The organism is Enterobacter sp. MGH119 (assembly GCF_001037675.1).
In the GTDB taxonomy this organism is placed as follows: Bacteria; Pseudomonadota; Gammaproteobacteria; order Enterobacterales; family Enterobacteriaceae; genus Enterobacter; species Enterobacter hormaechei_C.
In genome coordinates this window covers 1-24,999 of sequence record NZ_KQ089937.1, presented here as the reverse complement: position 1 = coordinate 24,999, position 24,999 = coordinate 1, and the positions used below count along the sequence as shown (strand labels likewise).

Annotated in this window: 26 protein-coding genes; 21 read left to right on the top strand and 5 right to left on the bottom strand. The window is 51.7% G+C overall.

From position 1 onward, the window contains the following. Positions 1-396: 396 nt before the first annotated feature. The 5 genes from SK53_RS21910 (at position 397) to SK53_RS21890 (ending at position 5,377) form a co-directional block, all read left to right on the top strand. Entirely contained in the window at positions 397-654 is a 258-nt protein-coding gene (locus tag SK53_RS21910) for a hypothetical protein (RefSeq protein ID WP_048210036.1), read from the top strand. Further along, a complete protein-coding gene (locus SK53_RS21905; protein ID WP_048210035.1) occupies positions 654-1,868 on the top strand; it encodes a hypothetical protein in 1,215 nt (404 codons plus the stop codon). Before SK53_RS21910 ends, SK53_RS21905 begins: the two co-directional genes overlap by 1 nt. Continuing rightward, a complete protein-coding gene (locus SK53_RS21900; RefSeq protein ID WP_048210034.1) occupies positions 1,865-2,518 on the top strand; it encodes a DUF6884 domain-containing protein in 654 nt (217 codons plus the stop codon). The genes SK53_RS21905 and SK53_RS21900 overlap by 4 nt, the downstream gene beginning before the upstream one ends. 178 nt (positions 2,519-2,696) lie before the next feature. Continuing rightward, positions 2,697-4,718 carry an acyltransferase family protein gene (locus tag SK53_RS21895; RefSeq protein WP_048210033.1) on the top strand — a complete coding sequence of 674 codons (2,022 nt, stop codon included), beginning with the start codon at positions 2,697-2,699 and terminating at the stop codon, positions 4,716-4,718. A 161-nt stretch (positions 4,719-4,879) separates the two neighbouring features. Further along, positions 4,880-5,377: a thermonuclease family protein gene (locus SK53_RS21890; RefSeq protein ID WP_048210032.1), complete on the top strand. Its 498-nt coding sequence runs from the start codon at positions 4,880-4,882 to the stop codon at positions 5,375-5,377. On the opposite strand, the gene SK53_RS21885 is transcribed toward SK53_RS21890, so the two are convergent. After that, the gene (locus tag SK53_RS21885) at positions 5,344-6,015 is read right to left on the bottom strand and encodes an SOS response-associated peptidase family protein (protein WP_048210031.1); all 672 of its coding nucleotides are present in this window, start codon (positions 6,013-6,015) and stop codon (positions 5,344-5,346) included. The two genes, SK53_RS21890 and SK53_RS21885, sit on opposite strands and share 34 nt — an antisense overlap. Positions 6,016-6,170: 155 nt before the next feature. On the opposite strand from SK53_RS21885, the gene SK53_RS21880 reads away from it, so the two are divergent. Next, positions 6,171-6,500 (top strand): hypothetical protein, encoded by a 330-nt coding sequence (locus SK53_RS21880; protein WP_048210030.1) that lies wholly within the window; start codon positions 6,171-6,173, stop codon positions 6,498-6,500. Here SK53_RS21880 and SK53_RS21875 read toward each other — a convergent pair. The 4 genes from SK53_RS21875 to repA form a co-directional block, all read right to left on the bottom strand. Further along, positions 6,475-7,278, bottom strand: coding sequence for a DUF4225 domain-containing protein (locus SK53_RS21875; protein WP_048210029.1), 804 nt, complete (start codon positions 7,276-7,278; stop codon positions 6,475-6,477). The two genes, SK53_RS21880 and SK53_RS21875, sit on opposite strands and share 26 nt — an antisense overlap. A gap of 10 nt (positions 7,279-7,288) precedes the next feature. Then, positions 7,289-7,948: a DUF6710 family protein gene (locus tag SK53_RS21870; RefSeq protein ID WP_255349782.1), complete on the bottom strand. Its 660-nt coding sequence runs from the start codon at positions 7,946-7,948 to the stop codon at positions 7,289-7,291. Further along, entirely contained in the window at positions 7,902-8,519 is a 618-nt protein-coding gene (locus tag SK53_RS21865; protein WP_048210028.1) for a hypothetical protein, read from the bottom strand. The genes SK53_RS21870 and SK53_RS21865 overlap by 47 nt, the downstream gene beginning before the upstream one ends. Positions 8,520-9,686: 1,167 nt before the next feature. Beyond that, positions 9,687-10,553, bottom strand: coding sequence for a plasmid replication initiator RepA (gene repA / locus SK53_RS21860; RefSeq protein ID WP_048210027.1), 867 nt, complete (start codon positions 10,551-10,553; stop codon positions 9,687-9,689). A 759-nt stretch (positions 10,554-11,312) separates the two neighbouring features. Here repA and SK53_RS24100 point away from each other — a divergent pair. The 15 genes from SK53_RS24100 to pilV form a co-directional block, all read left to right on the top strand. Beyond that, positions 11,313-11,999 (top strand): helix-turn-helix transcriptional regulator, encoded by a 687-nt coding sequence (locus tag SK53_RS24100; protein ID WP_369794052.1) that lies wholly within the window; start codon positions 11,313-11,315, stop codon positions 11,997-11,999. A gap of 452 nt (positions 12,000-12,451) precedes the next feature. After that, positions 12,452-12,730, top strand: a complete 279-nt coding sequence (locus SK53_RS23215; RefSeq protein WP_075262554.1) for a helix-turn-helix transcriptional regulator — start codon at positions 12,452-12,454, stop codon at positions 12,728-12,730. Positions 12,731-12,999: 269 nt separating this feature from the next. Next, positions 13,000-13,509 carry a transcription termination/antitermination NusG family protein gene (locus tag SK53_RS21845; protein ID WP_048210026.1) on the top strand — a complete coding sequence of 170 codons (510 nt, stop codon included), beginning with the start codon at positions 13,000-13,002 and terminating at the stop codon, positions 13,507-13,509. Positions 13,510-13,746: 237 nt separating this feature from the next. Continuing rightward, on the top strand, positions 13,747-14,427 hold the full coding sequence (locus SK53_RS21840) for a hypothetical protein (RefSeq protein ID WP_048210025.1): 681 nt from the start codon (positions 13,747-13,749) through the stop codon (positions 14,425-14,427). 475 nt (positions 14,428-14,902) lie between these two features. After that, positions 14,903-15,580 carry a TcpQ domain-containing protein gene (locus SK53_RS23980; protein WP_053070174.1) on the top strand — a complete coding sequence of 226 codons (678 nt, stop codon included), beginning with the start codon at positions 14,903-14,905 and terminating at the stop codon, positions 15,578-15,580. Further along, positions 15,577-16,017 (top strand): type IV pilus biogenesis protein PilM, encoded by a 441-nt coding sequence (gene pilM, locus SK53_RS21830; RefSeq protein ID WP_255349781.1) that lies wholly within the window; start codon positions 15,577-15,579, stop codon positions 16,015-16,017. Before SK53_RS23980 ends, pilM begins: the two co-directional genes overlap by 4 nt. A 14-nt stretch (positions 16,018-16,031) precedes the next feature. Beyond that, positions 16,032-17,708: a PilN family type IVB pilus formation outer membrane protein gene (locus SK53_RS21825; protein WP_048210024.1), complete on the top strand. Its 1,677-nt coding sequence runs from the start codon at positions 16,032-16,034 to the stop codon at positions 17,706-17,708. 1 nt (position 17,709) lies between these two features. Next, positions 17,710-19,014, top strand: coding sequence for a type 4b pilus protein PilO2 (gene pilO2, locus SK53_RS21820; RefSeq protein WP_048210023.1), 1,305 nt, complete (start codon positions 17,710-17,712; stop codon positions 19,012-19,014). Continuing rightward, positions 18,998-19,513: a type IV pilus biogenesis protein PilP gene (pilP, locus tag SK53_RS21815; RefSeq protein ID WP_053070173.1), complete on the top strand. Its 516-nt coding sequence runs from the start codon at positions 18,998-19,000 to the stop codon at positions 19,511-19,513. Before pilO2 ends, pilP begins: the two co-directional genes overlap by 17 nt. A gap of 2 nt (positions 19,514-19,515) precedes the next feature. After that, positions 19,516-21,075 carry a GspE/PulE family protein gene (locus SK53_RS21810; RefSeq protein WP_048210022.1) on the top strand — a complete coding sequence of 520 codons (1,560 nt, stop codon included), beginning with the start codon at positions 19,516-19,518 and terminating at the stop codon, positions 21,073-21,075. After that, positions 21,068-22,162, top strand: a complete 1,095-nt coding sequence (locus SK53_RS21805; RefSeq protein ID WP_048210021.1) for a type II secretion system F family protein — start codon at positions 21,068-21,070, stop codon at positions 22,160-22,162. Before SK53_RS21810 ends, SK53_RS21805 begins: the two co-directional genes overlap by 8 nt. Before the next feature lie 13 nt (positions 22,163-22,175). Next, positions 22,176-22,790: a type 4 pilus major pilin gene (locus tag SK53_RS21800; RefSeq protein ID WP_075262553.1), complete on the top strand. Its 615-nt coding sequence runs from the start codon at positions 22,176-22,178 to the stop codon at positions 22,788-22,790. A gap of 9 nt (positions 22,791-22,799) precedes the next feature. Further along, positions 22,800-23,357 (top strand): lytic transglycosylase domain-containing protein, encoded by a 558-nt coding sequence (locus SK53_RS21795; protein ID WP_369794046.1) that lies wholly within the window; start codon positions 22,800-22,802, stop codon positions 23,355-23,357. Beyond that, on the top strand, positions 23,342-24,016 hold the full coding sequence (locus SK53_RS21790; protein WP_048210020.1) for a prepilin peptidase: 675 nt from the start codon (positions 23,342-23,344) through the stop codon (positions 24,014-24,016). The genes SK53_RS21795 and SK53_RS21790 overlap by 16 nt, the downstream gene beginning before the upstream one ends. Beyond that, positions 24,013-24,999, top strand: a 987-nt coding sequence (gene pilV / locus SK53_RS21785; RefSeq protein WP_048210019.1) for a shufflon system plasmid conjugative transfer pilus tip adhesin PilV, incomplete at its 3' end; no start/stop codon positions are given. The genes SK53_RS21790 and pilV, both read left to right, overlap by 4 nt.

Genomic DNA, 24,999 nt, shown 5'->3' with positions numbered 1-24,999 from the left:
GCGCCCTTAATATATGAGCTCGTTGCGCAGAGAGAGTTTTACGGCGACTGAGCCCCTTATGCAGGCCGATAAGCGCCAGCGTTCGCTGAACAAATTCTGTCTCAAAATCTGAATAATTTCCCCTTCAAACCTCCCGCTTCGGTCCAAAACCCACAATACCGTCAGGTCAGTCAGGTGCTTAAGGCCAGCAATTCCGATTTCGGGAGTTTTCGGATCTGCGCGGCGGGAAACGGGCGGGTGATATGATTATCAGGAAACCAGAATAAATTAATATCTGATGTGATATTTATTATTTATCAAAAAATCACATCTGATATGATGTTTGCAAACTTAGTATAAAATCATTCAAAGTATGATTTCACACTTAACCTGACATAATCAGACGGAGCGTGCAGGATGGAACAAGAACAGAACACTTCACTCCCCTATGACATCCTGACGGGCGAATGTGAAGCCGCAATCAGAAAACATCTGGCCAGAACGGAGCTCCTTGACGACACTGGCCTGGAGCTCGAACAGGCAAAGGCCTTTGCCGTGTTGTCACTCTGGTCCAGTCTGGCCGTCGCGGCAAACGCACGCCCGGAAATCATCGATGCGGACAGGCAGCGCCTGATGCTGATGATTGACGAAATCCAGACCATGAGGCAGCTGTAATGACCGATGTGAAAAATGCGCGCCGGCCTTCGCCACTGCAGCGGCGGGTGCTGATTGTGCTGGCTGCCCTTGATGCAAAACGTCCGGGACCGGTGGCAACACGGGATATTGAGCGGGTGCTGGAGCTGGGCGGGGATGCCCCGGTGTACGGGCCGAACCTCCGCGCCTCCTGCCGGCGCATGGAAGCCGCGGGCTGGCTGCGCACCCTGCGCGCCCCGAACATGCAGCTGGCCGTTGAGCTGACGGACGCCGGCCGTGCGCTGGCCGCCCCGCTTCTGGCTGACGAACAGGCGCGCGTCCTGGCGGAGCAGCGCGCGACGGCGGTCCGGGTTCTGCCCCTGGTCCCGCGCAGCCCGGATGAGAAAGCAGACGACCGGCCGGTGGCGCTGGACGACCGCTGGCACCTGGCGTGCCGGGGCGACTACGTTATCCGTCTTGACGGCACCACCTGCCTGCAGCTGTGGAACACGGCCGGCCAGCTGACGCGTCTGGAAGGCGATCCCCTGCAGGTCGCCGCCTGGCTGCAGGCTTGCCACGATGCGGGGATTGCGGTCCGGGTGCAGATCAATGAGAGCGCCGCGCCGGAGGAGGGTACACCGGACGGGACCGCGCCGACTGACCTGACCGGCACCTGGTACCGCCAGCTGGACACCGCGCTGCAGGCGCTGGGGATCACCGGGCTGACTGAGGATATTCGCCTGGCCGTGGTCAGTCCTGAAGCGTCCCTCCGGATGATGCCGGCACCGGCGCGCCTGCTGCACGTTCTGCGCGACGCGGACCCGCTCACGGCTGCCACATACGAGGAAGACACGGAGGCTGCGCTGGCCGGCCTTCTCACCGGCGCGGGGTTCACGGGCGACCAGGCGCAGGAGCTGCAGTGGCACCGCATTCGCTGGCCGCAGATGAGTCAGGAAGACGCTGACCGGCGCGAGCTGAACAGCCTGCTGGATGAACTGGAGCAGCGACAGCTGTACTGCAACCGCGGGCAACTGACGGAGATTGTGTTTTCGCCGGTCCGCAAACCCGGCGAGCGCTGGACTGACCGTCTGCAGTGGCTCCTGATGACGGACGGATTCGGGTTCCGGAGCCCGCTCTCCCGTGACGCAGGCTCCAGGGGGCTGGCGATCCTGGCCGGTTACACGGGGCAGGAGGTGGCGGACCATCTGGCCACGGTGATCGTCTGGAACGACGACAGCGCGGGGACGCCGTCATGAGTACAGGCAACGTCCATCTCATTGTGACCTGCACGCGCCGTAAAACCGTGCCTGCAGGTGATGCGGTCTTTCCGGATGAACGAGACGTGGAGAGAGCATACGGGCTCTGGCTGGAAAGGCTGGCGCAGGCCCGTTGCGGATCGCCCCCCCTGACCGCCGGCGAACTGTATACGGGTCAGCACTGGAGCAGGGCAGCTGCCGCTGCGGCGCGTAACGGTGCTGAGATGTGGATTATATCTGCGGGCCTGGGGCTACTGCATGTCTCAGATCCCGTGGTCCCGTATGAGGCCACGTTCTCCTCGATGCCGTTCTGCCATCGCACTCACTGGGAACGACTGACGGCACGTCCGCCTGCTGAACGACGCAGCACCTCCCTGAGGACGCTGATGCAGGCAAAGCCTGACGATCGGTTTGTGGTCGCCGCCTCCCCGGTGTACCTGCGCGCCGTTGAATCAGACCTGCTCGCGGGGAGGGGAGCGCTACGTACATCTGAACAGCTGCAGGTTGTCACCTCAAAAGGTTACCAGGGGAAGCTGAAAGACAACGTCAGATACACCAGTGCGGGTATGATGAAGGCACTGAACACCAATATGACAGGGCTCAATATCAGCTATGCATCTCAGTTACTTGTTAACGACGTCAGTAAATGACTTAAGAGCAAGCACCCTGACAGGACGTAAAACTAAAACACGCGACTTCTTTTTTGATATTCGTTACACAGAAACGATATCATAGGATTTCAGGAAAATATTACGTGCTCTGCTTTCCGAAAGGCTGAGAACAATCAGAACAGCCATAAAATATGTATATGTAAGGTGCCATTATAAAATGGATTTAGTTTTAGATAATCAAACGAAAAGTTATGCAGTACAGAATTACAGGCAAGATATAGACGGTCTTCGCGCTGTCGCTGTCCTGCTTGTTATATTATTCCATGCAGGATTGTCATACTTCCCTTCAGGATTTATTGGTGTTGATATATTTTTTACCATATCAGGATTTCTGATTACCGGAAAAGTCATCAGTGAAATTGAAAGAGGAACCTTCTCCCTAACTAATTTTATAAAAGGCAGATTATGGCGATTGCAGCCAGCACTGCTGGTGACAATTCTCGGCGCCATCATTGTAGCGACATACTGTTACATTCCTGACGATTACACAGCGTTCACGAAAAGTGCCAAATACACCACTCTGTTCTTATCAAACCAGTATTTTGACAAGCTTAGTGCAGCATATGCATCTCCTGACTCTGATTACTTCCTCCTCTTGCATACATGGTCGCTGGCAATTGAATGGCAGTGGTATTTTTTCTTTGCGCTTTTCGCGGGCATTTTGACACTACTGCTCAGTAAATTTAAAAGAAAGTTTTCGTATAAGCCGTTCCTTTATGGCTGGTTGTTACTGACCTTAACTGCAACAATAATTGTTATTCTTATCAGCCTGTACTCTTCCAGTCAGCATTACTATTCATTAAATATGCGCGCTTTTGAGTTTCTGATTGGTGGAAGCGCCGCTCTCCTGAAGGACAGAGTTCAGCTAAATCATAAATGGCTGAGTAATTCTCTGACAGTGGCAGCTATCGCTGTACTTATCTGCACTTCAGGTTTAAGCATTCGCGTCGAGACATATCCAAACAGCTGGACACTGCTTGTTTGCCTTGCCTCTGCAGTATTACTGTTAAATCCAAATACATTCGTAAATCGTACCTTACAACTGACGCCGATAAACTACACGGGGAAAATCTCCTATTCTCTGTACCTGTGGCACTGGCCCGTATTTGCAGCGTTCAATTATCTTGAGTTCACCCTGTCCGGCAAGGCACTGTGTATTGCACTGGCGATGACTGCAGGACTGGCGGTAATCACCTATCACGGCATAGAAGAGCGCTTCCGTCGGGTTAAGCTGTCTTTTACAAAGAGTATAATCCTGCTTGTAATTATCCCGCTCACGGTCTGCACGGCCCTTTACTCATTAACCGAGAAAACCAAGGGGTTGCCGCAGCGCTTCAGCGATGAATACAATCACTCGTTACAGCTGTTGAACAACGCTTCCGGGAATGCCGCATCGAGGGATGGCTGTCTCAGTGGAAGCATGGTCCTTACGGACTGTCAGTTCGGCGATCATGAAGGGTCGAAGAAAGCCTTTCTGATTGGCGATTCAAACGCTAACCAGTTCTGGGGGTTTTATGATGTGCTGGCTAAGGATGCTGGCATAAAAATGTATTCCCTCACCACCTCTTCGTGCCTGACCTTACCTGGAATCTATCAGTTTGACTGGTGGAAATATAAAGGCGTCAAATATCAGGAATGTCATGATAATACTGAGAAGTATTATGATTATATAAAATCAAATCACTTTGATTACGTCATTATAGGCCATGTGTGGTCGAATTATTTTGGCGCTCAGTTAATCACTAAGGATGGAGATGAGCGAAGTGAGGCACTTTCAGGCAGTCGATACGAAATGGCGTTACGTACAGCCATACGTACGATCATAGATGCGGGTTCAAAACCAATTATCATGTTCACCACTGCGACCATGCCACGCAACTATCAAAACTGTATAAATCAGCACGTTATTCATCGGCGCCCGTTTGACATCAATGAATGTGATATGCAAAACCCGGCAAATACCAACGGGGAAAAAGTCACGCAACTGATGATTAAAATGAAGTCTGAATTCCCAACACTGACCTTTATTGACCCTAAATCAATACAGTGCATTAGTGGTAAATGCATTACAAATATTGATGGCGTAACTGTTTACCGTGATGTGGGACATCTTACCGATTATGCTTCCTATAAATTCGGTCAGCTGTACCTAAATGAATTTGGTAATCCATTAAAGTGAATCTGGTGTACTTATAAAATCTGACGGTAACTTAAAGGGCACATTGTGCCCTTTTTAATACACTTTTATCTATACGATACATCAACTACCCACAACATCGCGATATACTCTGGCTTCTATAAATGAGACATTCATATAACGAAAACATCAGAGATATAGCCATGTTCCGGAAACTGTACTTAATTACTTTGCTCATCGTGACGTATCAGGCCAGTGCGGATATCAACGGCAGGATTGTTCGTGTGCTCGATGGGGATACCGTTGAGATTCTCGGTGAAGGGAACCAGCTGACGCGTGTTCGTCTTGCCGGTATCGATGCGCCGGAAAAGAACCAGCCCTTTGGCCAGCGCTCCAGGCAGGAACTCACATCAATGGTGGCGCAGCGTAACGTAACCATCACGGGTGAAGAAACGGATCGCTACGGGCGGCGGCTGGGCACCGTGTGGCTTGGCGCGACGGATGTGAATGCCGCGCAGATCCGCAAAGGGCTGGCTTGGGTATACCGGTACCACGGAAAACCGGCCCGGACTGACTATGCACAGCTGGAAGCCGAAGCCCGCCGACAGGGTATCGGGCTCTGGTCAGTTCCGGGTCAGACTGAACCCTGGCGCTGGCGTAGCCAGCATCAGGAGAGAGGTTCAATCAGAGACGCTCCCTGATTCCGCACGTTGCCGATCGCTGGGGAAACCGGATACCAGGTGAATGCCTCAGCAGGTACCGCCCCCTGTTTGGCTGTCCTGCCCGCCTCGTCACCACTGAGACTCTCGCGCAGCCAGTCCCGGGCAGCATCCGGCGTCAGCACCAGAGGACGACGATCGTGGATATCGATAAGTCCCTTGTCCGCAGCTGCCGTGACAATAACAAACCCTTCCCCGTCATCCCTCAGACCAAATGGCCGTGCACCAATGGCAGCCATGAGCACGGGCTGACCGTCCCTGCGGTAAATGAAATACGGCTGTTTTTGGTTCCCCTGGTGTACCCATTCATACCACCCGTCAGCAAACACTATGGCGCGGCCGCGTTCCCACAGCGGACGAAACATACGTCCCTCAGCTGCAGTTTCAACACGGGCATTAATCAGGGGCGCTTTATGCCACCACTCCGGGGAATATCCCCACAGAACGGGATCGAGCTGCAGCTGATCATTGCTTTCACTGAGCAACAGCACCCGGGTCCCCGGCGCCACGTTGTAGCGTCCGATCGGCTCCGTCACTGCGGAAAACCTGGCATCAACCTCACCGGCCAGATAAGCCAGGTATTCAGCGCGGGTCTGTGACTGAGAAAAACGTCCACACATAAGCGTTTCCTGCCGTTAAAGGGTAAGTATAAGAAAAATGAGAAGCATGGATTGTTTAACGGCAACGGACAACGATCCGGACAGGGGAGACAAAAGCAGGAAGGTACGGGACGTCTAAATAGTGTATTCTTTTTATCAGGTTAAAGGAGACGTGAATGACAGTGAAAAACCAGGAACTTATCGCGGCAGGATTCACCAGTAAGGATATCGAGCGAATCAAACGTCACCAGGCGACGGGGGACTCGCTGGATAAGGTTCTGAAAGATCTGGCCGGCTATTTCCTGTCGGTAGCCTGGATCACCGGCGGGATGGCCATCATCACCCTGCTCACCGCGCTCTTTGGCAACGCCAGCCATCTTATCTCCTGCGTGGTTGCCGTCGTCTTTCTCCTGATTGTGCTGCTTCTGGTGATGCCGGTCAGACTTGGCTATAAATCATGGAAGCTGATGAGATCTCATATCAGCGACTCCGGTCATCACGGGTAAGGAGTTCAAGTACTACCTTTGCACCGACCCCCCATCCCAGAACCTTCATCGTCAGTTTGCCCGGAGACATGGTTTCCACCTTGCGGTAATAGTCTCCGGGAAGATAACGGAAAAGACGCCAGGCCTCAGCTTTCCCGGTCAGACCAAACACACCATAAACGCTGGCTGCAAGCGTGGTTGCATTAAAGATCCCCAGGCCGACATCGCGGCTGAAGCCCATAAACTCCGCTATGGACATGGCGCCGTCCGCAAGGATCCCCTCTGAAGCAGGTTCATTCAGGAACTGACGGGCTGCCTCCCGTGATACCGTATTAAGGGCATCACCGACCAGAACGGCACCGGCAAGCATACCAGCAGGCGTCATCGTTGCGATCATAACACCGCCAAACACGGCCTGAACGCCGGCGAGAACGACCTTAATCCCGGATATGAAGTATCCGACAATTTTATTCTGCTCTGTTACATACTGAATTTCAGCGTAGATTCGGGCATAACCGGTTTTCAGCATGCGCGACTGTTCAAGCAGGAACTCATTCTCAGCCCTGAGGTTCTTCAGGCAGGCAATGCATTCTTCATCGCTCCTTGCTCTTCTCGCCGCGTCAAACTGTTGCATGACAACCTGTCTTATTTCATCCACGAATTTCAGACGAGTCAGTGAATCACTGAGGTGCATGGCCGCGACGGTATTTGCGGTATTCACAAGCTTTCGGGCTTCCAGATTGATCATTGTATCAGCCCACTGACGCCGGCTCTGCCCGGGAAAAAGCGCGATATCCATTACATATTCCTTATCTGTCGTCAGGACAAGAAGCCATTAGCCTGCCTGTCTCAAATATTGCAGCTGCGCGCCAGGACTTCACGTCTTCAGTTTTCTTACCGTCAACATACCAGTGGAGCCCGTCGGTATTTATTCGCTCAAAAAGAAAAGACATATCCCACACGTGTTCAGGGATTAACGTTCCTTCCCCCGCCAGAATACCGGCCGTGATGGAGTGATTACCTCCCCGAACAAAACCAATGCGCCAGGGCAGCCAGAGTTCAACATAATGATTAGTACGATCCTGCTGCCATACTCTTCCTTTTGCCGTACCAATCCGGGACACATTATCGATATAACGGGAAAGACTCCACGGCCAGGGAAGAACCATATCACTGGCCAGAGAAAGCGGGTAATCTTCTGGATTAACTTCTCCCGCCTTCATACGGCTATAGTCCTGAACCTCTGTGATGGCATTAAAGAAAAATGCCCCGGGAGTCAAATCCGGACGGGCATCGGTTCCTTCTTCTGCCACCGCGAGCAGGAAATCACTCTGCAAAGGGCGGACCATAGCGCGAATCAAATCCGGCAAAGCCTGGACCGGAAGCGAAGACGCAACCGACAGCAGATGTTCAAAATTATGCTTAGCCGTGGTGAGCCTGCTGCACTTCCTGTTCCCTTTCCAGAACACAATTCTTCTCCCGGTGTTCACTCAGCCAGCTATGCCAGTCGTCAGATCCGTATTCGATTTTGTCAATAATCCCCACTGCACTGGTATCAAATATCACGGTAGTTGTACCGTGAAGATAGCTGTCCGTAAATATACCTTCCCAGTCATAAACGCCCTGGATACCACAATTCAGGTACAGGCGGATCATTTCATCTGAATCCACATGCCTGTTACCCACATAAAACATACGCCCTTTGTAAGTGCTGTAATGAGGCTCGCGCAGGGCATGCCAGTCCCAGCCTTTACTGAGTTGGCTACTGATGCTGATAGGAAGTCCATCTCTCAGACGTGCCGCGATATCGGGCTGCTCTGCGAGCGGCAGCCGGTGATTAGCGATAATCGCCCCAGAGTTCAGTTCACACCGGCAAACCAGTGGCTGTCCGGGATTTCTGTTTTTGAATAACGCATGATTGCTGGCTCCTTTAAAATTATCTGTAAACCAGCAAGCATCGATGTTTCCGGACTCACCAGTTCCCTTGTATGCCACATCAAACTCATCAAACCGCTGTCTTGTTCCGTGGAAAAGCTGCATTACTGGTACCTCCAGTCAGACAGTATTGAGGATGAGGATCTCATTGATCATAAACGTAGAATAATTATGCCGCCTGGCGACATGGAGGCGCCAGCGGATGTTAACTATGAAAACGAAGGTCAGTGGCGCCGTCACCCGGCAAAGCCGGTAACGCCGCTGGCAGATTCTGATGTTAGAAGGCCGAGCAGCGCGCAGGCATTCAGAAAATGCGCCGCAGGCGCATGAAGGCGCCCTCATGAACAAAATATTGCACTTTCGTAAATGGCGCCGTAGCCCGGCGAAGCCGGTTACATTATTGATAGGTCCCACCAATCCATCCCTTCGCCCTGCTAAGCCATAACCCGCTTTCAGCGTTCACAGTATTCGATGTGCGCCGTCGGAGTGGTCACGACAAGGCGTAGCCGCAGTCGGGGCGTATCTCCGCGTTAGCGGGCCTTAAGGACCGCTTACGGGCGTGTGACACAGAACTTGGCAGCAGAATGCATTTAAGCGACTCAGATCCTAGTTACAACATCCATCATTAAAAGCGATGTCTTCCGGCCCTTTGGGCCGGGTGGCTGCGCTTTTCAGTGGTGGGTCTATGTGCGGAGTTGAGGATATTGGTGATCGATGCTCGGCTATTGGCACTTGGTAACGTACTGCACCCTGCCCGCCATTTTTGGCGGGTGCTACCTCCAGGCGCAGAGCGCCTGAACCGAACCGGCGCGGACAACGTCCGCTGCAAGGGCGGGCGTTATACACATGTCCACAGGACAGGTGCCGAATAGGTTTTATTTTTAAAAGTAAGTAATAACTGAATTTTAAAAGAAAGTAGATCAGGAGTTTAAAAGGATCATCGTGGTTTGTAAAAATTCCATTTAGTGGTTTGAACGCTATCCTTCCAGTGGATTGAAGAGAAACCCTCTTGTAGTTTGTGTGGATAACTAGAAGAGCAAAGAAAAGTGGTGAAACTTTGGGCGAGCGGTCACAGAAATGTGTGGTTAACAACGTTCGGATTTTAGTTAAGTTAATTCACACCGATGTCGGCTGGGCGTGTTTGTCATTTCGGTGCCAACCGGTGGGTGGAAACAGGGACTGGATCAGGTGAAAACGGCAATAAAAGCCGAAAAGCGGGCAGGCGTAGATCGGTGCCAGGGCACCAGGTCATGGAGGCTGTATTAGCAGGTGTCAGGTTGTGACCAGTAATGCATCACCGAGTCGAGCATAATGGCCACGCGAGAGCTTCATTCGCTCCGTGACGCGACGTTCTATCTCCGCGCGCACCGCATCAAGACTGCCGAAGAAACGGCCCTTCCTGATTTCTTTCTGGATCTGCAGCCGAACCAGCTGCTCGATCTCTTTGCGTGTTCGAGGAGCATCCTTACGCGCTCTGTGCCGTTTCATGCCGTGTTCATAACGAGACTTATGGTACTGACGGAAGCGTTCACGAACGAATGACCAGGCCGCACTGATAAGTTCATCAGCACCGGCGCGTGGCAGCCCTTTCTTCTCACGCTGTTTATTCTCCCACTCGATACGGCTGCGACGCGCAGCGGCAACGGCTTCTTCAGAAACCCCCAGCACCTGCCACATCAGCGGGGTGAAGGTGATATCAGTGGGAATGTTGCAGCCAATTTCTTTATCGTATTCGGTGTTATAGGTAATGAGGTTCAGCTGGGCGAGAAACTTCAGGGCGCCCGTCAGACGGGTGATCGACAGACGTTTTTTTTCCGTGGCCAGTCCGCAGCGAATACTCATGGTAGTGAGCGATGAACCAACGCGATTAGCCAGGGGATTAAAATAGTGGCACATTGCCTGAACAGCTGCTTCCAGAGCCCGAATGCGTAACACTGGCGGGCGCTTTTTGCGCTCACCACGGGCGATCAGCATAGCAACCAGAGCCTGAAACTCTGCACGCTCAGTGAAGCCAACAGCTTTCTCGCGAATTTTTTCACAGAACGGTAGAGTTTTCTTTCCCTTTTCAGGAATGAATTCTGGATTCGGGTTTTTTACCTGACGGTAAAGTGTAGTGGCTTCAGATTTCTGCTTACTCACCACTTCCTGCGCTTATGTTGCACAGAAGGAGTAAGCACGGAATCTCTTGTCTTTTTTCGCGCACGGGTTATACTCCCATACAGAAGCAACAACTTCTGCATGATTTGTTAAGGACCCCGTTAATCTCGCGATGCCGCCAAGTATCTAAGATTATCGGGGTTTTTGCTTTTCTGGGCTTTACTAACTAACCACCCAGAACCTGCCACCTTCTTCGGCGTGACAACCTAATAAATTCATTTAGAACAATAAGTTCTCCGACTTTATCACCACAACAATGCTGGATCAATTTTTAGGATCTCTCCGGCAGCAGGATCAAACATCACCTCTGGAGCGATGCGCCTCTGCGTCTCGTTTTAAGCTTTCGAAAAGCTCAAGTGGTACAAGATAAAACGCCGGCGCGCTACGGTTCAGAATAGCAATAGCATCACCCTCTGCTGACTCGACAGTCCCTAACGGATCCCTTTTGAACTCCGTGATACCAGCGACTTTCGTGCAATGTATCGGATGTGCCATAACTCCTCCTGATTTACAGATAGCACCTACGAATTATTGTATCGTAGCATACAATCAGACACTTAAAAGCATCATTAACTAATATTATGATCGCAGATCAAATCCAGTTAAGTGATGGCTTACATGATATAGTACATCAACACACAAAATATACCTCTAAATTTCAAATACATACGGCTATTAGTGGATGATGTCTAAACTCGTTTCTTCAAAAAAAAGTTCCAACTCGCTCCTCAGGTCTTAAACCTGATATCCAACAGCAGAGAACCTATGACAATCAAGAACGGCAATCTGCAGTATGTAGCGGTAAACCAGGCTTTTCTTCGATTATTGAAACTCCCCAACGATTATCCGATTGTAGGAAAAACATTAGACCAACTCCCTACCTCCTTAGCTTACCTCTCACAGCGGATACATAAGCAGGAGGAACTCGTTATGGAACATGAAGATAAGTTTTCTTCAATCGTTACGCATCCAATAGGTGAGAGCAACTCTATACATGCTCTCTGCTTCGAATCCCGCCCCTATTACGACGATGATGGGATCTGCTCAGGAACTATGCTTCAAGTTAGGCCTGTTGATATTTTTGGACCAGACAGCTTGCTATCGGGAGACGTTCCTAAATCGTTGGTATACAGGGTACCGTCCGAGATATTCACTAATGCTGAATGGGAAGCTATCTTCTTAATCTCTCTAAAATACAGCAGGAAAATGATGTCTCGGATATTAGGAACCTCTCTTAAAGCGGTAGAACACAGAATCAGCCGATGCCTGCAGAAAACCGGAACCTCGTCTGGATCCGAACTTTTAGACTTTTGCAAAAAGAATAACTGGGATGCGTATGTTCCTCCTCGCTTCTTAAAGCCGCGGTTTCGACTATTCAGAGCTGCTCCTGATGCGTATCTAGTTGACTCATCACGAAGCAGACAGTAGTCTTCAAATGTCACAGTAAATCCTGTGATCGGGCGTGAGAACCCGCATCTACACGTGCACACAGACACGCACATGCGTGTTTTTTTGTGTACTGAACCAGCACATCTTCGTAATGGCGGTTCAGGTAGGGCAACCGTAAGGTTGGCCGGTACCGTGTAGGCCGGTTTCTCACCCCTGCCTGGGCTGCCACCAGAGCGTGAGAACTCCTTGGTAGCCGACATAGCAACTACACGGGAGCATCATCTATGATGTGCAAGAACCTATCAAAAACCTCTACATCCCCCTTAGCAAATGAACCTGGCTTTATAGGCCTCGCTGCAAAAGCCCCCCCTTATCAGAACTCCTTCGCCCATACCAGATGTCGCGACAAGTTCCATGGGGTTTCTCCCCATTAAGGGAGATGCATATTACGCGTAAATTTACTACGTATAGATTTGCTAGGGGACTTAACGATGATTAATGACAACACTATTAACGCCCTGCATAGCGTATTTCCTGAGCTTTCCAGAAAACAGTTAGAAATCGTTACTCTGTATGCTCACGGTAATGCATATGAAACCATCGCTGACATTTGCAATATCTCTGTTGAGACAGTTCGCTCACATCTAAAGCGAAGTACTAAGGCGCTGAACTTAAAAAGTAACGATGCAATGCGTGCAGTTATATTGTCACGCTCTTACTTTTTCATGATTTCATTGATGATCACAAATCAATCAAAAATTGCACCCTAACGGGTGCAATTTTAGGATTTGGACTATTTACACTTTACTTCGTTTTGAAGTGATACAAAAATACGCACAGATCCTTAAGTATTGCCGCCAATTTTACTTAAGGGTCTAACCTACAAGAGCATCCTGAGGCATGAGAACTTCCCAATAACAGCTTTCAGACTTAAGTGTCTGTTCGTAAGACTGTTTTGTTATCATGTTTGAGTATGTTCGACCCCGTTGAACTTTGAATTATCCCGCTATGGATCAATTCTGCGCGAAGCGTTCAAAAAATGAATATTGAGACTGTATGTAACCAACAATGGTATCTTGCTCTCTATATTACGGGGGGCAAAAACCGCGAGAACTTATTTGACTGGCTTCACGATAGGAGAGTTACTCCTTGGACGCCATTATCCCTAACTCAAATACGACGTGCGGATGCACCGCATGTTTTCAGAAAAAGGGTCTCTGCTGTATTTCCAGGATATTTCTTTCTTAAAGCCAATTTCGAATTCCAGAAAATTGATACCATTCGGGCGCATTCAGCGTTTTGCGATTTTGTGAAGTTCGGCAGTCAAATCACTCCCGTTAATACAAGAGTGGTTGAAGCATTAATGAAAAAATACCCCGACCCTACTCACCATCCAGCGGCCAGAGCTGAACTCGAAGCTGCATCAGATATCTGGCTAACGAAAAGTCAGTACAAACGTTTAACTCAGCTGGAAAAAATTGAACACCCCATATCCCGGACAGCAATGTTGTTCGATATGATTACCCATGCTAATGCATGGGGCTTTTGAGATGTACTTAGACCGAAGCCTCTTTTGCTGGCCATAACCAGTTTTCATCCCTTTCCTTTAGTTCCCCCTTTTTATGGGGGCTTTTTTTCCTCCTTTTTCTGGCAATGACGTCTGGGCTGGTCCTGCCCGATGAACATCCTCTGTTCCTTTAACCGGCCTGCACTCAGGCTTCCTTCATTCTGGCGGAATGAAGGTACAGACGTCATTGCCAGAAACTGAACCATAGAGAGACATACCATGCAATCCACCCAGGAACAGGTCAGCCATCTCTTGTGGTGCATTCTCGTTGCCTTACGCACGGCAGTCGAAAACCATCACATAACCTCAGAACGTGGCAAACGTAAATTCATCACTGAATGGCTAAGCGGGGCACGAAAAATACCTACGTTCAAAGGAATGGGTAGTGAATTTATGACTATCCGGCAATTACTTGATACCGAAAAAAACCGCCCCATCGATGCCGTACTGACTGCACTATGGACCAATTCTGTATCAACCGGAAACTGTGATCTTTTTCGGTTTCGGGCTGTCCTGAATTCACTTCTCGGACTCGGGTGGAAACACTGCCTTTGCCCCTGGCCAGAACAGGTTGTTACCGAAATCATGGAGCGTCAACGCACTCGAAAAAACCACATCCTGCAACTCACTCGTATGGAAGAAGCATTTACCGCAACAGGCTCAATGACTTCACCTGTCACATTTCAACTCCTGCTGAAGCAAAACGAGGACGATGAAGTGGAAAAGTCTTTCTATCTCGATCGTTTCTCTGTTGTTCGAGGCCGTGACACCTCGCTGTCTAAAGCCACTTTACGCACTCTCTATATCGGACATAGCACCCTGCCGGAATCCGCCTGGGGGGCATGGGGAGATCGCGAAGGTGTAGGCAGCGGTAATCTCTGGCGGCCAGACCTTCACTGACCGAAAACAAAAGGAACAAACCATGAAGTTTCGCCCATTCTCCCGGGGCGTCAGCGTGCATAAAATTGCCCTGCCCCTGTTAATACCGTCACTATTAAGCAGCTGTACGGGATTTCAAAATCGAAACGTCGCACCAGATACACCTGCGCTCGTGTTTGTCGACGGTCAGATCAGCGAGAGCGCTGATATAATCACACAGACACAGCGGCGGGTAGCACCTCCGGCCGCAACACCTGTTCCCGTACGACAGCCGACTACCGCAGCGTTGGCACCACAGACCTCCCCCTTACCGAAACCTACGATACTGACATCTTCAGCAAGGCAATCCGGATCACCAGACCCAATAGTGAACACATCATTGCCAGCACTTACGTATATTGGCACACCTGGTCCCGTTGCTGTTCTGTCATTATCCCCGGCACGAAGTCTCACCCTTGAACAGTGGGTAAGACGCATCATTCCGACAGGCTGGGCATTGAACTATGAAAATGCCCTGCGCCCTGTTCTGAATACCCGCATCGTCTCGGTAGATACAAATGACCAGTGGACCAGGGTGCTGAATCGTTTGCTGGACGAGCAATCAATTCAGGCGCAGGTGGACTGGAATCGTCATGCCGTCACACTGCAGCGAAAGGGGCAATCCGTTCAGTTAACATCACCTGCACCGTCCACTGAAAACCACACAGCTCCTGCACAAGCAACTGGCGCACCGAGAAACCCGTTCAGCAGCCCGGATAAAGCCCAACCCGTAGCTCCGCCAACGGTTAAAGCCAGTCCGGCCCCTGTAACAACTAAACCGGCGCAGACACCGATAGCGGTGGTGAAATCGCAGCAAGTCATCGGGCAACCAGTCGCACCTGTGGTTCAAGGCAAAAGCTGGACGGCACCGGCTGGAACAACTCTACGAGAAATGCTGATGAAGTGGGCACAGGATACCCGCTGTGAATCTGGTGCCTCGCCACACTGGACGGTTATATGGCCAGTATCCGTGACGGATTACCGGCTTGATGCGCCACTGACGTTCCGCGGCTCATTTGAAACTATGCTCGGCCAAATGTTCGATCTTTACCGGACGGCACAGAAGCCGCTTTATGCTGAAGCTTCCCGGATGCAGTGCGTGGTATCGGTCAATGACACGCCGGCAGGTCGATGATGGGCTGGGTCATACTGGCCATCGGCATGATATTTTTCCTGATCGCCGGTGATATAGATTCGCAACGCAATCAGAGCAGTCGGGCCGCAATACAAACCCAGAGCGGCCAGCTTTATGCTTCCCAGTTTCTTACCATCGCTAACCGTGTTAATGACTGGCGTTACAAGACTGGTCAAAAGGACGGCACCATCCCTGCCGACCAGTTGGGTCTTCCCTTCACCCCAGACAGTCGAATCCAGTACCGGTTACTTCAGAGCAGATTGTGGATCTGGATGCCGGAACAACCTGGACTCGTTGATGCGTTACGGACACAGAGTCGCGGTTCGGCACTTATCGGCACCATGAGAAGTGGTCAGCTAATCTGGCTTTCCGGTCTTGCCACCGGACTCACGGCACCACAGGGCGTTCCTGAAGGCGCCGTGGTTTACCTCAACTAATCCGGATTTTCCCCATGAAGAAAACCCTTTTGCGGCGCCTGCTGATGGCGTCCTGCTTTGCCATGCTCGCAGGTTGTACCTTCTCTGAAATCAACAAAATGCAGACTAAGGCACAATCTGACGCCACGGTAGCCCGCGCGCAGGCGCAGCTGCCACGAACACAACATCAACAACCACTGACCTGGACGGACCGGCAGTGGATTAACCCTAGCCCCATTCCTGTAGCCGTACGTGAAAGGAACCGTCAGGCTCCGTCCTGTAATATCACCCAGGCAAAAAACAACATTACGCTGCAGGAGCTGGCACAACGCATCACCGCGCTGTGCGGCACACCAGTTATCTTTACTCCTGATGCCATCGATATCAGCCAGAGTAACGTCAGCACCGGCGTCACGCGACAGATGAGTGGCTCACTACCACCACCCGATGACAGCGGTCGGACACCACTGGCAAGCCTGGGTGGCGTAACCTCTCCGCAAACAAGCGGAACCAGCCAGCCCCTGAACCTTACCGGATTGATGTGGCAGGGAGATTTGGGCGGGCTTCTGGATCTAATGGCCAGCCGTAGCGGTCTCTATTGGCGGATGGATAATGGCACCATCGTGTTTTACCTGATGGAGACCCGGACATATTCGTTGGCCATGCTGAACACAAAAACGTCCAGCACGTCGAGCGTCAGCTCAGGAACAACCAGCAGTATGGGAGCCACCAGTGGCACAGATAACTCCGCCTCCGGTGAATCCACCACGTCACAGAGCACAACCACCGGCCAGGAATACGATTTGTATGCTGACCTGCGCAAAGCTGTGGAGTCCATGCTGACTCCTAACAAAGGCCGCTACTGGCTGTCCTCGTCCAGCTCCTCACTGATCGTGACGGACACTCCGTCTGTACAGGCAGCCGTGGCCCGCTATGTGAACGAACAGAATCTCATCATGAACCGGCAGGTTGCCCTAAATGTTGAAGTTCTGAGCGTCGGTAACTCACGAAACGAAGACTTCCGGATTGACTGGAATCTGGTCTACAAGTCGTTACATACCGCGGGCGCTACCCTTAACAACGCAACAGGGGATCTCACTGGCGGCATTTCTGCTGGCGCGTCCATTCTTGATACAGCTACCGGTAATGCGGCGAAGTTTGCTGGCTCAAGCCTGCTGCTGAAGGCTCTATCAGAACAGGGCGATGTCAGCGTCGTCACCTCTCAGTCCAGTACCGTGACTAACCTGACGCCCGTGCCTATCCAGATGGCAGATCAGACGGTCTATGTGGCACAGTCGGCTACAACTACCACCACGGATGTCGGCGCAACCACAACTCTGACACCAGGGATGATTACCACCGGCTTCAACATGACCTTGCTGCCGTTGATTCAGGAAACGGGTAACGTACAGCTGCAGGTGAACTTCAATCTGTCAGATCCGCCGACCATCCGTAACTTCACGTCAAAAGACGGTAACTCTTACATCGAGATGCCATATACCAAACTGCGCTCTCTGAGCCAGAAGGCAAATCTCCGCGCCGGGCAGTCGCTGATCCTCACTGGTTTTGATCAGAACAATACCTCCGTCAATAAATCCGGCACCTTCACGCCAGGGAACCCGCTCCTGGGCGGGAGTCAGTCAGGTAAAAACGAGCGGACCACTCTGGTCATCGTGATCACACCGACATTCCCGCAGAGTTCCGGAGGCTGAAATGAATGATGAGGCTTACCTGTTTACAATTCGGGATGGAAAATCCCGCAGCCGTTACTGGTTGGCGGGAATGGACTGGGCCCCAAAGGAAAGACAGAAATTCAGGCTCCCGTCCTTTCAACTGAAAAAAGCACGGCATGCCAGAACAGGTGGTGTTGGCGTCCACACCTCAACTGGACAGATAAATGGGCGAAACAAGCAGCAACTGGTCGCGGGGAGTGGTCTATTACCGGCCCGCCATCGCCGTCATCAGCTTTTTTCGCTGGCACTCGCGTTCTGTGCCGGTACACGAAATGGATACGGTATTTACCGACTGAACAGCACCGATTTCGTGTTCCTGGCCAGCATTAATGGTTTGCCTGCCGTCACAGCCGATAAAACGGGTGGCGCCGACAAAATGGAATCACTGCTGACACTGTTTCTGAGCATGAACGAACCGCCCGCGGAAGGGTGGGACTGTCTTGCTACATTGGACAATCCCCTGGATGCCAGCAGCCTGATTGACGGACTATCTGTACGCAGGCGACAGCAATGCCGTGTGCAAGTCGATGGACTGCAGAAACAGCGATGGTTGATGTTATTCGCGGCAATTCTGATAGGAGCCGGTGCCATTGCATGGTGGCATGCAGCGACACCACCTGAGGAGCCGGTGCTTTCCGCCGAAGAAATCCAGGCCAGGGCCCGCGCAATGTTCGCCAGTCAGGCAAAACCTAAGGTTTTGCCTCATCCCTGGGCACGAGAAGTCACGGCTCAAGCATTGATAGACGATTGCCAGCGAAAAACCGATCCAGCGCTACACGTTTTGGAAAGCTGGAAACTGGCGTCCGGAACCTGTTCTCCTGATGGGATAACCCTTTTGTACCAGATTATGCCCGGAGGCACAGTCGAAGGGTTTCTGGCACGCAGTCAGGAGGTCTTCGGCGTCACGCCGGTATTCAATCTTAAGGAAGGGGGACGGGAGGCCCGAATTACACTTCCGCCCCCAGAAAGGCCACTCAGAGATGAAGCCGTGCCTGACAGCTCATCGCAGCTCATACGAATCCTCTCCTGGTTCCAGCGTCAGCAGTTAACACTCAACATTACCGATGTAGTCATGCCTCCAACCTTACCGGGATCAAGCGGGGAACCACCTCCTGTGCAGGACTGGCAGGAATACGCGTTTAGTTTCTCTGCGACCCTCCCCTCCATCATCTTATTCGATGGTCTGGATGAAACAGGTATCCGACTTACCCGTTTAAGATTCGAGCTGAACGGAAGCGCGTTCAGCTATACCACTGAAGGTAAAATTTATGCGTCAGCAAAATAACTTTCTGCGACAGGCGACAATCTGGCTTCTGCTGCCAGTATTCAGTTCATTACCCGCTCTGGCCTCTCAGTCCACTAACCAGCAAGTATCACTGCCAGATGGGAACCTGGCAGCCGGAGTGACGAAAGGACAGCTTGAACAGCTGCATATCCGGAACATCATTCTTCAGGCTGAAGTTCAGGGGGCACAACTGCAGCGCCAGCTGGAGGAAAATCAATCTGGCGGCGCTACCTCTGCCCCCGCTCTCCCCGGTGCCATAGTCGGCGATACTTCCCTGCCCGGCCAACCTGCGCGCTCAGTTGCCGTGAATAACCGCCCTGTCGTGCTGGAAATTAACGGCCGGGACAAAAACCTCCGCGCCACACTGCAATTGCCATCAGGACAGTCACTGGTTGTATCACCGGGGAACCGTATCCCGGGGCTGGAGAGTACCGTCAGGAGTATTACGCTTGCCGGAGTCACACTCAGCGATGGCACGCTGCTTGCCTTCGGAGATTAACCATGAGCGCTATTACTGCAGAATCTCTCCTGCTGTTTGATGACGGAGATAAGAAAGAAATCCTCATCGACACCAACCAGCGAGGCGATCCCGGTGTACAGGCCGCACTGATGGATTTAATGAACAAGCATCCAGGGATCAAACATCGGTTTGTTACTCTCTCCGACTTACGTGAGGCGCGGAAAAAGCAGGCTTCTCAACCTCAGGCCAGCGATAAAGCAGGTTTGACGCTGGCAGACCTGGGCGGAGACAGCAGCCACAGTGAACAACGGATACTGAACTATTTCTCAGTGGCCAGAAAGCTCGGCTCCTCAGATATTCACTTCCTGATTTCAGATTCACTCTTCCAGGTCAAAATGAGGGTCCACGGCTATTTACATGTGGTGGATGAACGTCAGCGAGACGAAGGTATGTCCCTCTGTGCTACCTGCATTCTCTCCATGTCGGATGTGTCAGAAACCAGTTTCTACCCACACCGTGAACAGGATGCACGACTCTCTCCGGCCATGATGCGGAAAATAGGCCTGTTTGGTGCCCGCTACAGTCACCGTCCAACTGGTGATGGGCTGATTGCGGTTATGCGCCTTATCCCGGATGACGGCAACAACGTACCTGACTTCCTGCAGCTGGGGTATCTGCCCGAACAAATCAAGCTACTGAAACGCATGATTGACCGCCCCGAAGGGAAGATAATTCTCTCGGGACCTACCGGTTCTGGTAAATCCACCACGCTGCGTACTGCCTGCCGTGTATACCTCGATACCAACCCCGGGCAACACCTTCTGACCATTGAAGACCCGCTTGAGGGACAGGTCGTAGGTGCCGTTCAGACGCCGATCATCTGCGACAAATCAGATGAAGAAGCAGTACGTATCGCCTGGGGAAAAGCCATCTCGTCAGCGCTGCGACTGGATCCGGACGCTATCATGGAGGGCGAAATGCGCGATCTTGTATCGATGCTGGCCACCATTTATGCCGCTCAGACCGGACACCTGGTGATGACCACCCTGCACACAAACTCAGCACTCGGCATCCCGGAGCGCATGGTTACGCTCGGCGTTAACGAAAATCTGTTGTGTGATGCCCAGTTATTGATTGGGCTTATCAGTCAGCGCCTGGTGCCCACGCTATGTCCGGAATGCCGTATATCCTGGCAGGATAAGGTCGACACCCTGAGTGACGAGGAAAAGGTCTGGCTGGAGAAATACTGCAATATTGAAGGCATCTGTTCGACCGACAAGCTCTATTTCCATAACCCGGCAGGGTGTGAGGCATGCACACAGGTGGTGGAGATAAACGGTCAGGTTCGCGGCAAGGTTGGTCAGGGAATCAGGGGGCGAACTGTCATTGCGGAAGTTATCGAGACCAATAATCGTCTTTTTAAACTACTGAAAACTGACGGCAAAGTAGCGGCTCGGCAATTCTGGATAAACCACATGCAGGGGATCAGCCGTGTCCGGCACGTCCTGAATAAAATCAACGACGGGTTAGTCGACCCGCTGATGGCCAACCGTATCATTCCACTTGATGAAGATGAACGTCTGGAGGTGGATGATGCGTGAAATGCACTTCCTGAAACGAATCCGATATAACCTGGTTCGCAAGACGTTCAGCGGTCAATATCGTGTTCAGTTCTATGATGCACTGCGGTTTCTGATAGAAAACCGGCAGAAACTTAAGCCTTCACTGGAGAAAATGCGCAATGCCTGGACGAACTTCGGCCAGAACTGGCACCCCTACGTTGAGCTGACGGATGACTGTGTTGATGCCTTAAGGGAAAACAGCGGGGAGAAAACTCTGGAGCGTACACTCTCCCGATGGCTACCGGCCGCAGAAGCCTCAGTCATAAGCGCTGGCATACGCAGTGAGTCACTACCACGCGCACTAAGATACGCCAGTGCCTTGACCAGCGCCGGTAAGCGTATTCGTGCTGCAGTATGGCAAATGGCCATCTATCCGATTGGCTTTGCCATCATGATGTCCAGCTCTCTCTACGTACTGAATACAGAGTTACTTCCTACGTTGACAGAAATCAGCCCGCCAGAGAACTGGACCGGTGCGCTCGGTTTTCTATACGGTATCTCGCTGTATTTCCGTGAATATGGCGTGATAACTGCCATCGCAACCATCGCACTAATTATCTGGACTATCTGGTCGCTTCCTCGCTGGCACCGCCCCGACAGACTTCGCCGTGCATTCGACGGTCTGATGCCATGGTCGGTTTATAAGGATATTCAGGGCGCTACCTTCCTGCTGAACATTGGCGCACTGCTACAGTCCGGCGTCAAAACCAAAGACGCGCTGGAGATCCTGCAGGAAACAGCGTCTCCCTGGCTTGCCGTACGTATAGAAGCTATTACCGAACACGTCCGTGAAGGTAAACATTTCGGACTGGCCCTGAAAGACTGCGGTTACGACTTCCCGTCGCAGGAAGCTGCCAACTTTCTCTCCCTTCTACAGGGGGACGGCGATGATGAAATCATCATTAACTACGGCCAGCGATGGCTTGAACAAACCCTGGAGCGAGTAGCAAAACGTGCTGTCGTTATCCGCGGTCTCATGTTCCTGACAATGATCCTGATGCTTCTGCTTCTGGTTCTTGTCGTTATGGATATCAATGCCCTAAACAGCTCGTCGGGCGCTTATTAAATGAGGAAAAATCATGCAATTAAATTCTGAACCAACTTCTCAGACATACAAACCGGCTAAGGCGATGTTGCACCATCGCGGTTGGGGGTTCCTGGAACAGGGCAGTATTGCTCTGATCGTACTTGTCGTCATCGGGATCGTACTGGCGGGATACTTCGCCCTTAAAAATAACGTCAACGTGGGTAAAGAGTCGTCGAACATTCAGTCGCTCATCACAAGCACCCAAAACATGATGAAAGGAGGCGATGGATACACATTCACTTCCGGTGCCAAAATGATGGGCTCGCTTATCCAGATGAAACTCCAGCCTAAAAGTATGACTGTACGTGGCACAGCTTCTTCCGGAACTGCCACTCTTTATAATGGATGGGGTGGAGCCGTGACACTGTCACCGGTCACAGTGTCCGGGTTCTCAAATGGATTCTCTTTGACCTACGAAATGGTTCCTCAAGATGCCTGCGTCTCGCTCATCACACAACTCAGCCGCGCCAAAATTGCTGATGCGATCACCGTCAACTCTACGGCGCACAGTGATGGTGTCGTGACAACCGAAGAAGCAAGTGCGCAATGCACAGCTGACAATGGCAGCACGGGCACTAATAAGCTGATCTTCACAATGAACAGCTAAGGAGATGACATGCGGAGAGAACGCATTCTCTCCTGCCGCCTGGCAATGACGCTGCTCTTTCTGTCCTTTTCCTCCGGCCCATTGATGGCCAGTTCGAACTCCCCGCCTGCTACGTTTGATGCCTGCTTTAACAATGCCGGTGCCCGTTACCAGATAGAGCCACTATTGCTTAAAGCTGTGGCCAAAGGGGAGTCATCGTTCCGTCCATGGGTCACAAACACTAATAGGGATAAAAAGGGTAATCCGGTAAGCACGGACTATGGGTTGATGCAGATAAATTCAACCCATGTACCGAAGCTCGTACGGATGGGCGTCATCCAGAGTGCAGAAGATCTGTTGAAGCGACCTTGTCTGAATATTCAGATCGGGGCGTGGATTCTGGCCAGCCATTTTCAGGTATGTGGTGTGACCTGGAATTGTCTCGGATCTTACAACGCTGGATTCCGTAAGGATCGGCACGAAACCCGTGAACAGTATGCCAATCGTATCTGGGGGTTCTATCTGGAACTGAAAGGCCTTCGAGTCTGCCGGCAGATGAAAGGAAAGCGAATATGCGAACCATCATAGTCACCAGTCTGGCCACAGCATGGAGTCTGCCGTTACTACTTGGGTTTGCGCTCATGGGTAGAGGTCTGATGTGGCGCGTCCTCGACTTTCTGGGGGATGTCCCTGCTCATGGTAAGGAGCGGAACTCGCTTCTAACTGCAGGGATTTGGCTTTTCGCCACTTTCAGTATGATCGCCGCGTTGGCGCCGGCTCCAATTGCTGATCGTGCTGCAGCCATAATGATGATGGCTTTCCTGCTTCAGGCCGGTATCACCGACGCAGTCAGTGGATACTTGCCACGCACTTTCACTGCACGTCTGTTACTTGGAGGACTCATCTGGGGAGTAGCAACAGACGTTTCGATTGCAGGTGTATATACGCAATTGGTGGAAATCGCTGTGATGGGCGGCCTGGGGGCGCTGCTGAGTGTCCTAGTGAACCGGGGCGCTCAACGTCTTGGTCGGGGAGATTTATGGCTGATAACAGGCCTGACGGCCTGGATAGGGGGGAAAGATGCTGCACTGGCCACCCTGTTTGGTGCTGCAGCCTTTGTTCTCTGGCTGCTAACCTGGCATTTGTCTGGAAAAAAAGAGGGGCCTCTGGGCCCCTGGCTGTGTCTTAGCGGAAGTCTCTTCCAGCTATCTCATCTGTATCAACCTGTATGGATATCAATCCTATGAAAAAGCACGATCGTGGCTGGGCGAATCTTGATGTTGCTCTGGCACTCATTGTTGTGATGGCAATGACCGTCTTTGGGCTCACTAAATACAAAGACTGGCAGCAGGAGAAAAACTGGCAGGTTGAAGCCGCCCATATCAGTACATACGCAGCAGCTGCACGGGGATACGTCGGTCGTAACTACGCCACGCTGTTAAGCGCAACCAGTACCACCGCGCCAACAGTGATCACCACGGCCATGCTTAAAAATACCGGTTTCCTGCCGTCCGGTTTCACCGAAACAAACAGCCAGGGCCAGCGTATGAACACTTATCTGGTCAGAAACGGGCAAAACACAGAGTTACTGCAGGGCATGGTGGTATCCAGCGGCGGCAGTGTATACCCGGCCAAAGCATTAAGGCTAATCTCAAGAGATATCAAAACCGGCTTCGGGGGATACATTGATGACAGTAAAACCGCCACCGGTGCATTGCGGACATGGAAAATTCTGCTAAGCAGCTACGGAGCCACCTCCGGTAACGGGCACATTGCAGTGCTTCTCTCAACAGATGAGCTGTCTGGCGCCCAGGAGGACAACGACAGGTTATATCGTTTTCAGGTAAATGGCCGCCCTGACCTTAATAAAATGCACACAGCAATCGACATGGGGGGAAATAACCTGAACAGTGTCGGTACCATTAATGGACAGACCGGAACATTCAGCGGGAACGTAAGTGGTTTAAACGGTATTTTTTCACAGAATATTACAGCGGGAGCGCAGGTAAAAGGAGCCACAGTTCGTGCTGACAGCGACGTCAGCGCCGGGCGCAATATTTCGGCAACTAGCGAGGTATCAGGTGCCACAGTGAAAGCTACTGGCAACCTTTCAGCTGGCGGTGTTTTGCAACTGGGTCAGGTCAACGTTGCAGGTATGGCATGTTACCCAAACGGGCTTATAAGTCGTGATGCCAGTGGTGGCATACTTTCCTGTCAATCCGGTGCGTGG

Coding starts and splice junctions, on each gene's coding strand:
- SK53_RS21910 (WP_048210036.1), top strand. CDS start 397: ATGGAACAAGAACAGAACACTTCACTCCCCTATGACATCCTGACGGGC.
- SK53_RS21905 (WP_048210035.1), top strand. CDS start 654: ATGACCGATGTGAAAAATGCGCGCCGGCCTTCGCCACTGCAGCGGCGG.
- SK53_RS21900 (WP_048210034.1), top strand. CDS start 1,865: ATGAGTACAGGCAACGTCCATCTCATTGTGACCTGCACGCGCCGTAAA.
- SK53_RS21895 (WP_048210033.1), top strand. CDS start 2,697: ATGGATTTAGTTTTAGATAATCAAACGAAAAGTTATGCAGTACAGAAT.
- SK53_RS21890 (WP_048210032.1), top strand. CDS start 4,880: ATGTTCCGGAAACTGTACTTAATTACTTTGCTCATCGTGACGTATCAG.
- SK53_RS21885 (WP_048210031.1), bottom strand. CDS start 6,015: ATGTGTGGACGTTTTTCTCAGTCACAGACCCGCGCTGAATACCTGGCT.
- SK53_RS21880 (WP_048210030.1), top strand. CDS start 6,171: ATGACAGTGAAAAACCAGGAACTTATCGCGGCAGGATTCACCAGTAAG.
- SK53_RS21875 (WP_048210029.1), bottom strand. CDS start 7,278: ATGGATATCGCGCTTTTTCCCGGGCAGAGCCGGCGTCAGTGGGCTGAT.
- SK53_RS21865 (WP_048210028.1), bottom strand. CDS start 8,519: ATGCAGCTTTTCCACGGAACAAGACAGCGGTTTGATGAGTTTGATGTG.
- SK53_RS23215 (WP_075262554.1), top strand. CDS start 12,452: ATGATTAATGACAACACTATTAACGCCCTGCATAGCGTATTTCCTGAG.
- SK53_RS21845 (WP_048210026.1), top strand. CDS start 13,000: ATGAATATTGAGACTGTATGTAACCAACAATGGTATCTTGCTCTCTAT.
- SK53_RS21840 (WP_048210025.1), top strand. CDS start 13,747: ATGCAATCCACCCAGGAACAGGTCAGCCATCTCTTGTGGTGCATTCTC.
- pilM (WP_255349781.1), top strand. CDS start 15,577: ATGATGGGCTGGGTCATACTGGCCATCGGCATGATATTTTTCCTGATC.
- SK53_RS21825 (WP_048210024.1), top strand. CDS start 16,032: ATGAAGAAAACCCTTTTGCGGCGCCTGCTGATGGCGTCCTGCTTTGCC.
- pilO2 (WP_048210023.1), top strand. CDS start 17,710: ATGAATGATGAGGCTTACCTGTTTACAATTCGGGATGGAAAATCCCGC.
- pilP (WP_053070173.1), top strand. CDS start 18,998: ATGCGTCAGCAAAATAACTTTCTGCGACAGGCGACAATCTGGCTTCTG.
- SK53_RS21810 (WP_048210022.1), top strand. CDS start 19,516: ATGAGCGCTATTACTGCAGAATCTCTCCTGCTGTTTGATGACGGAGAT.
- SK53_RS21805 (WP_048210021.1), top strand. CDS start 21,068: ATGCGTGAAATGCACTTCCTGAAACGAATCCGATATAACCTGGTTCGC.
- SK53_RS21800 (WP_075262553.1), top strand. CDS start 22,176: ATGCAATTAAATTCTGAACCAACTTCTCAGACATACAAACCGGCTAAG.
- SK53_RS21795 (WP_369794046.1), top strand. CDS start 22,800: ATGCGGAGAGAACGCATTCTCTCCTGCCGCCTGGCAATGACGCTGCTC.
- SK53_RS21790 (WP_048210020.1), top strand. CDS start 23,342: ATGCGAACCATCATAGTCACCAGTCTGGCCACAGCATGGAGTCTGCCG.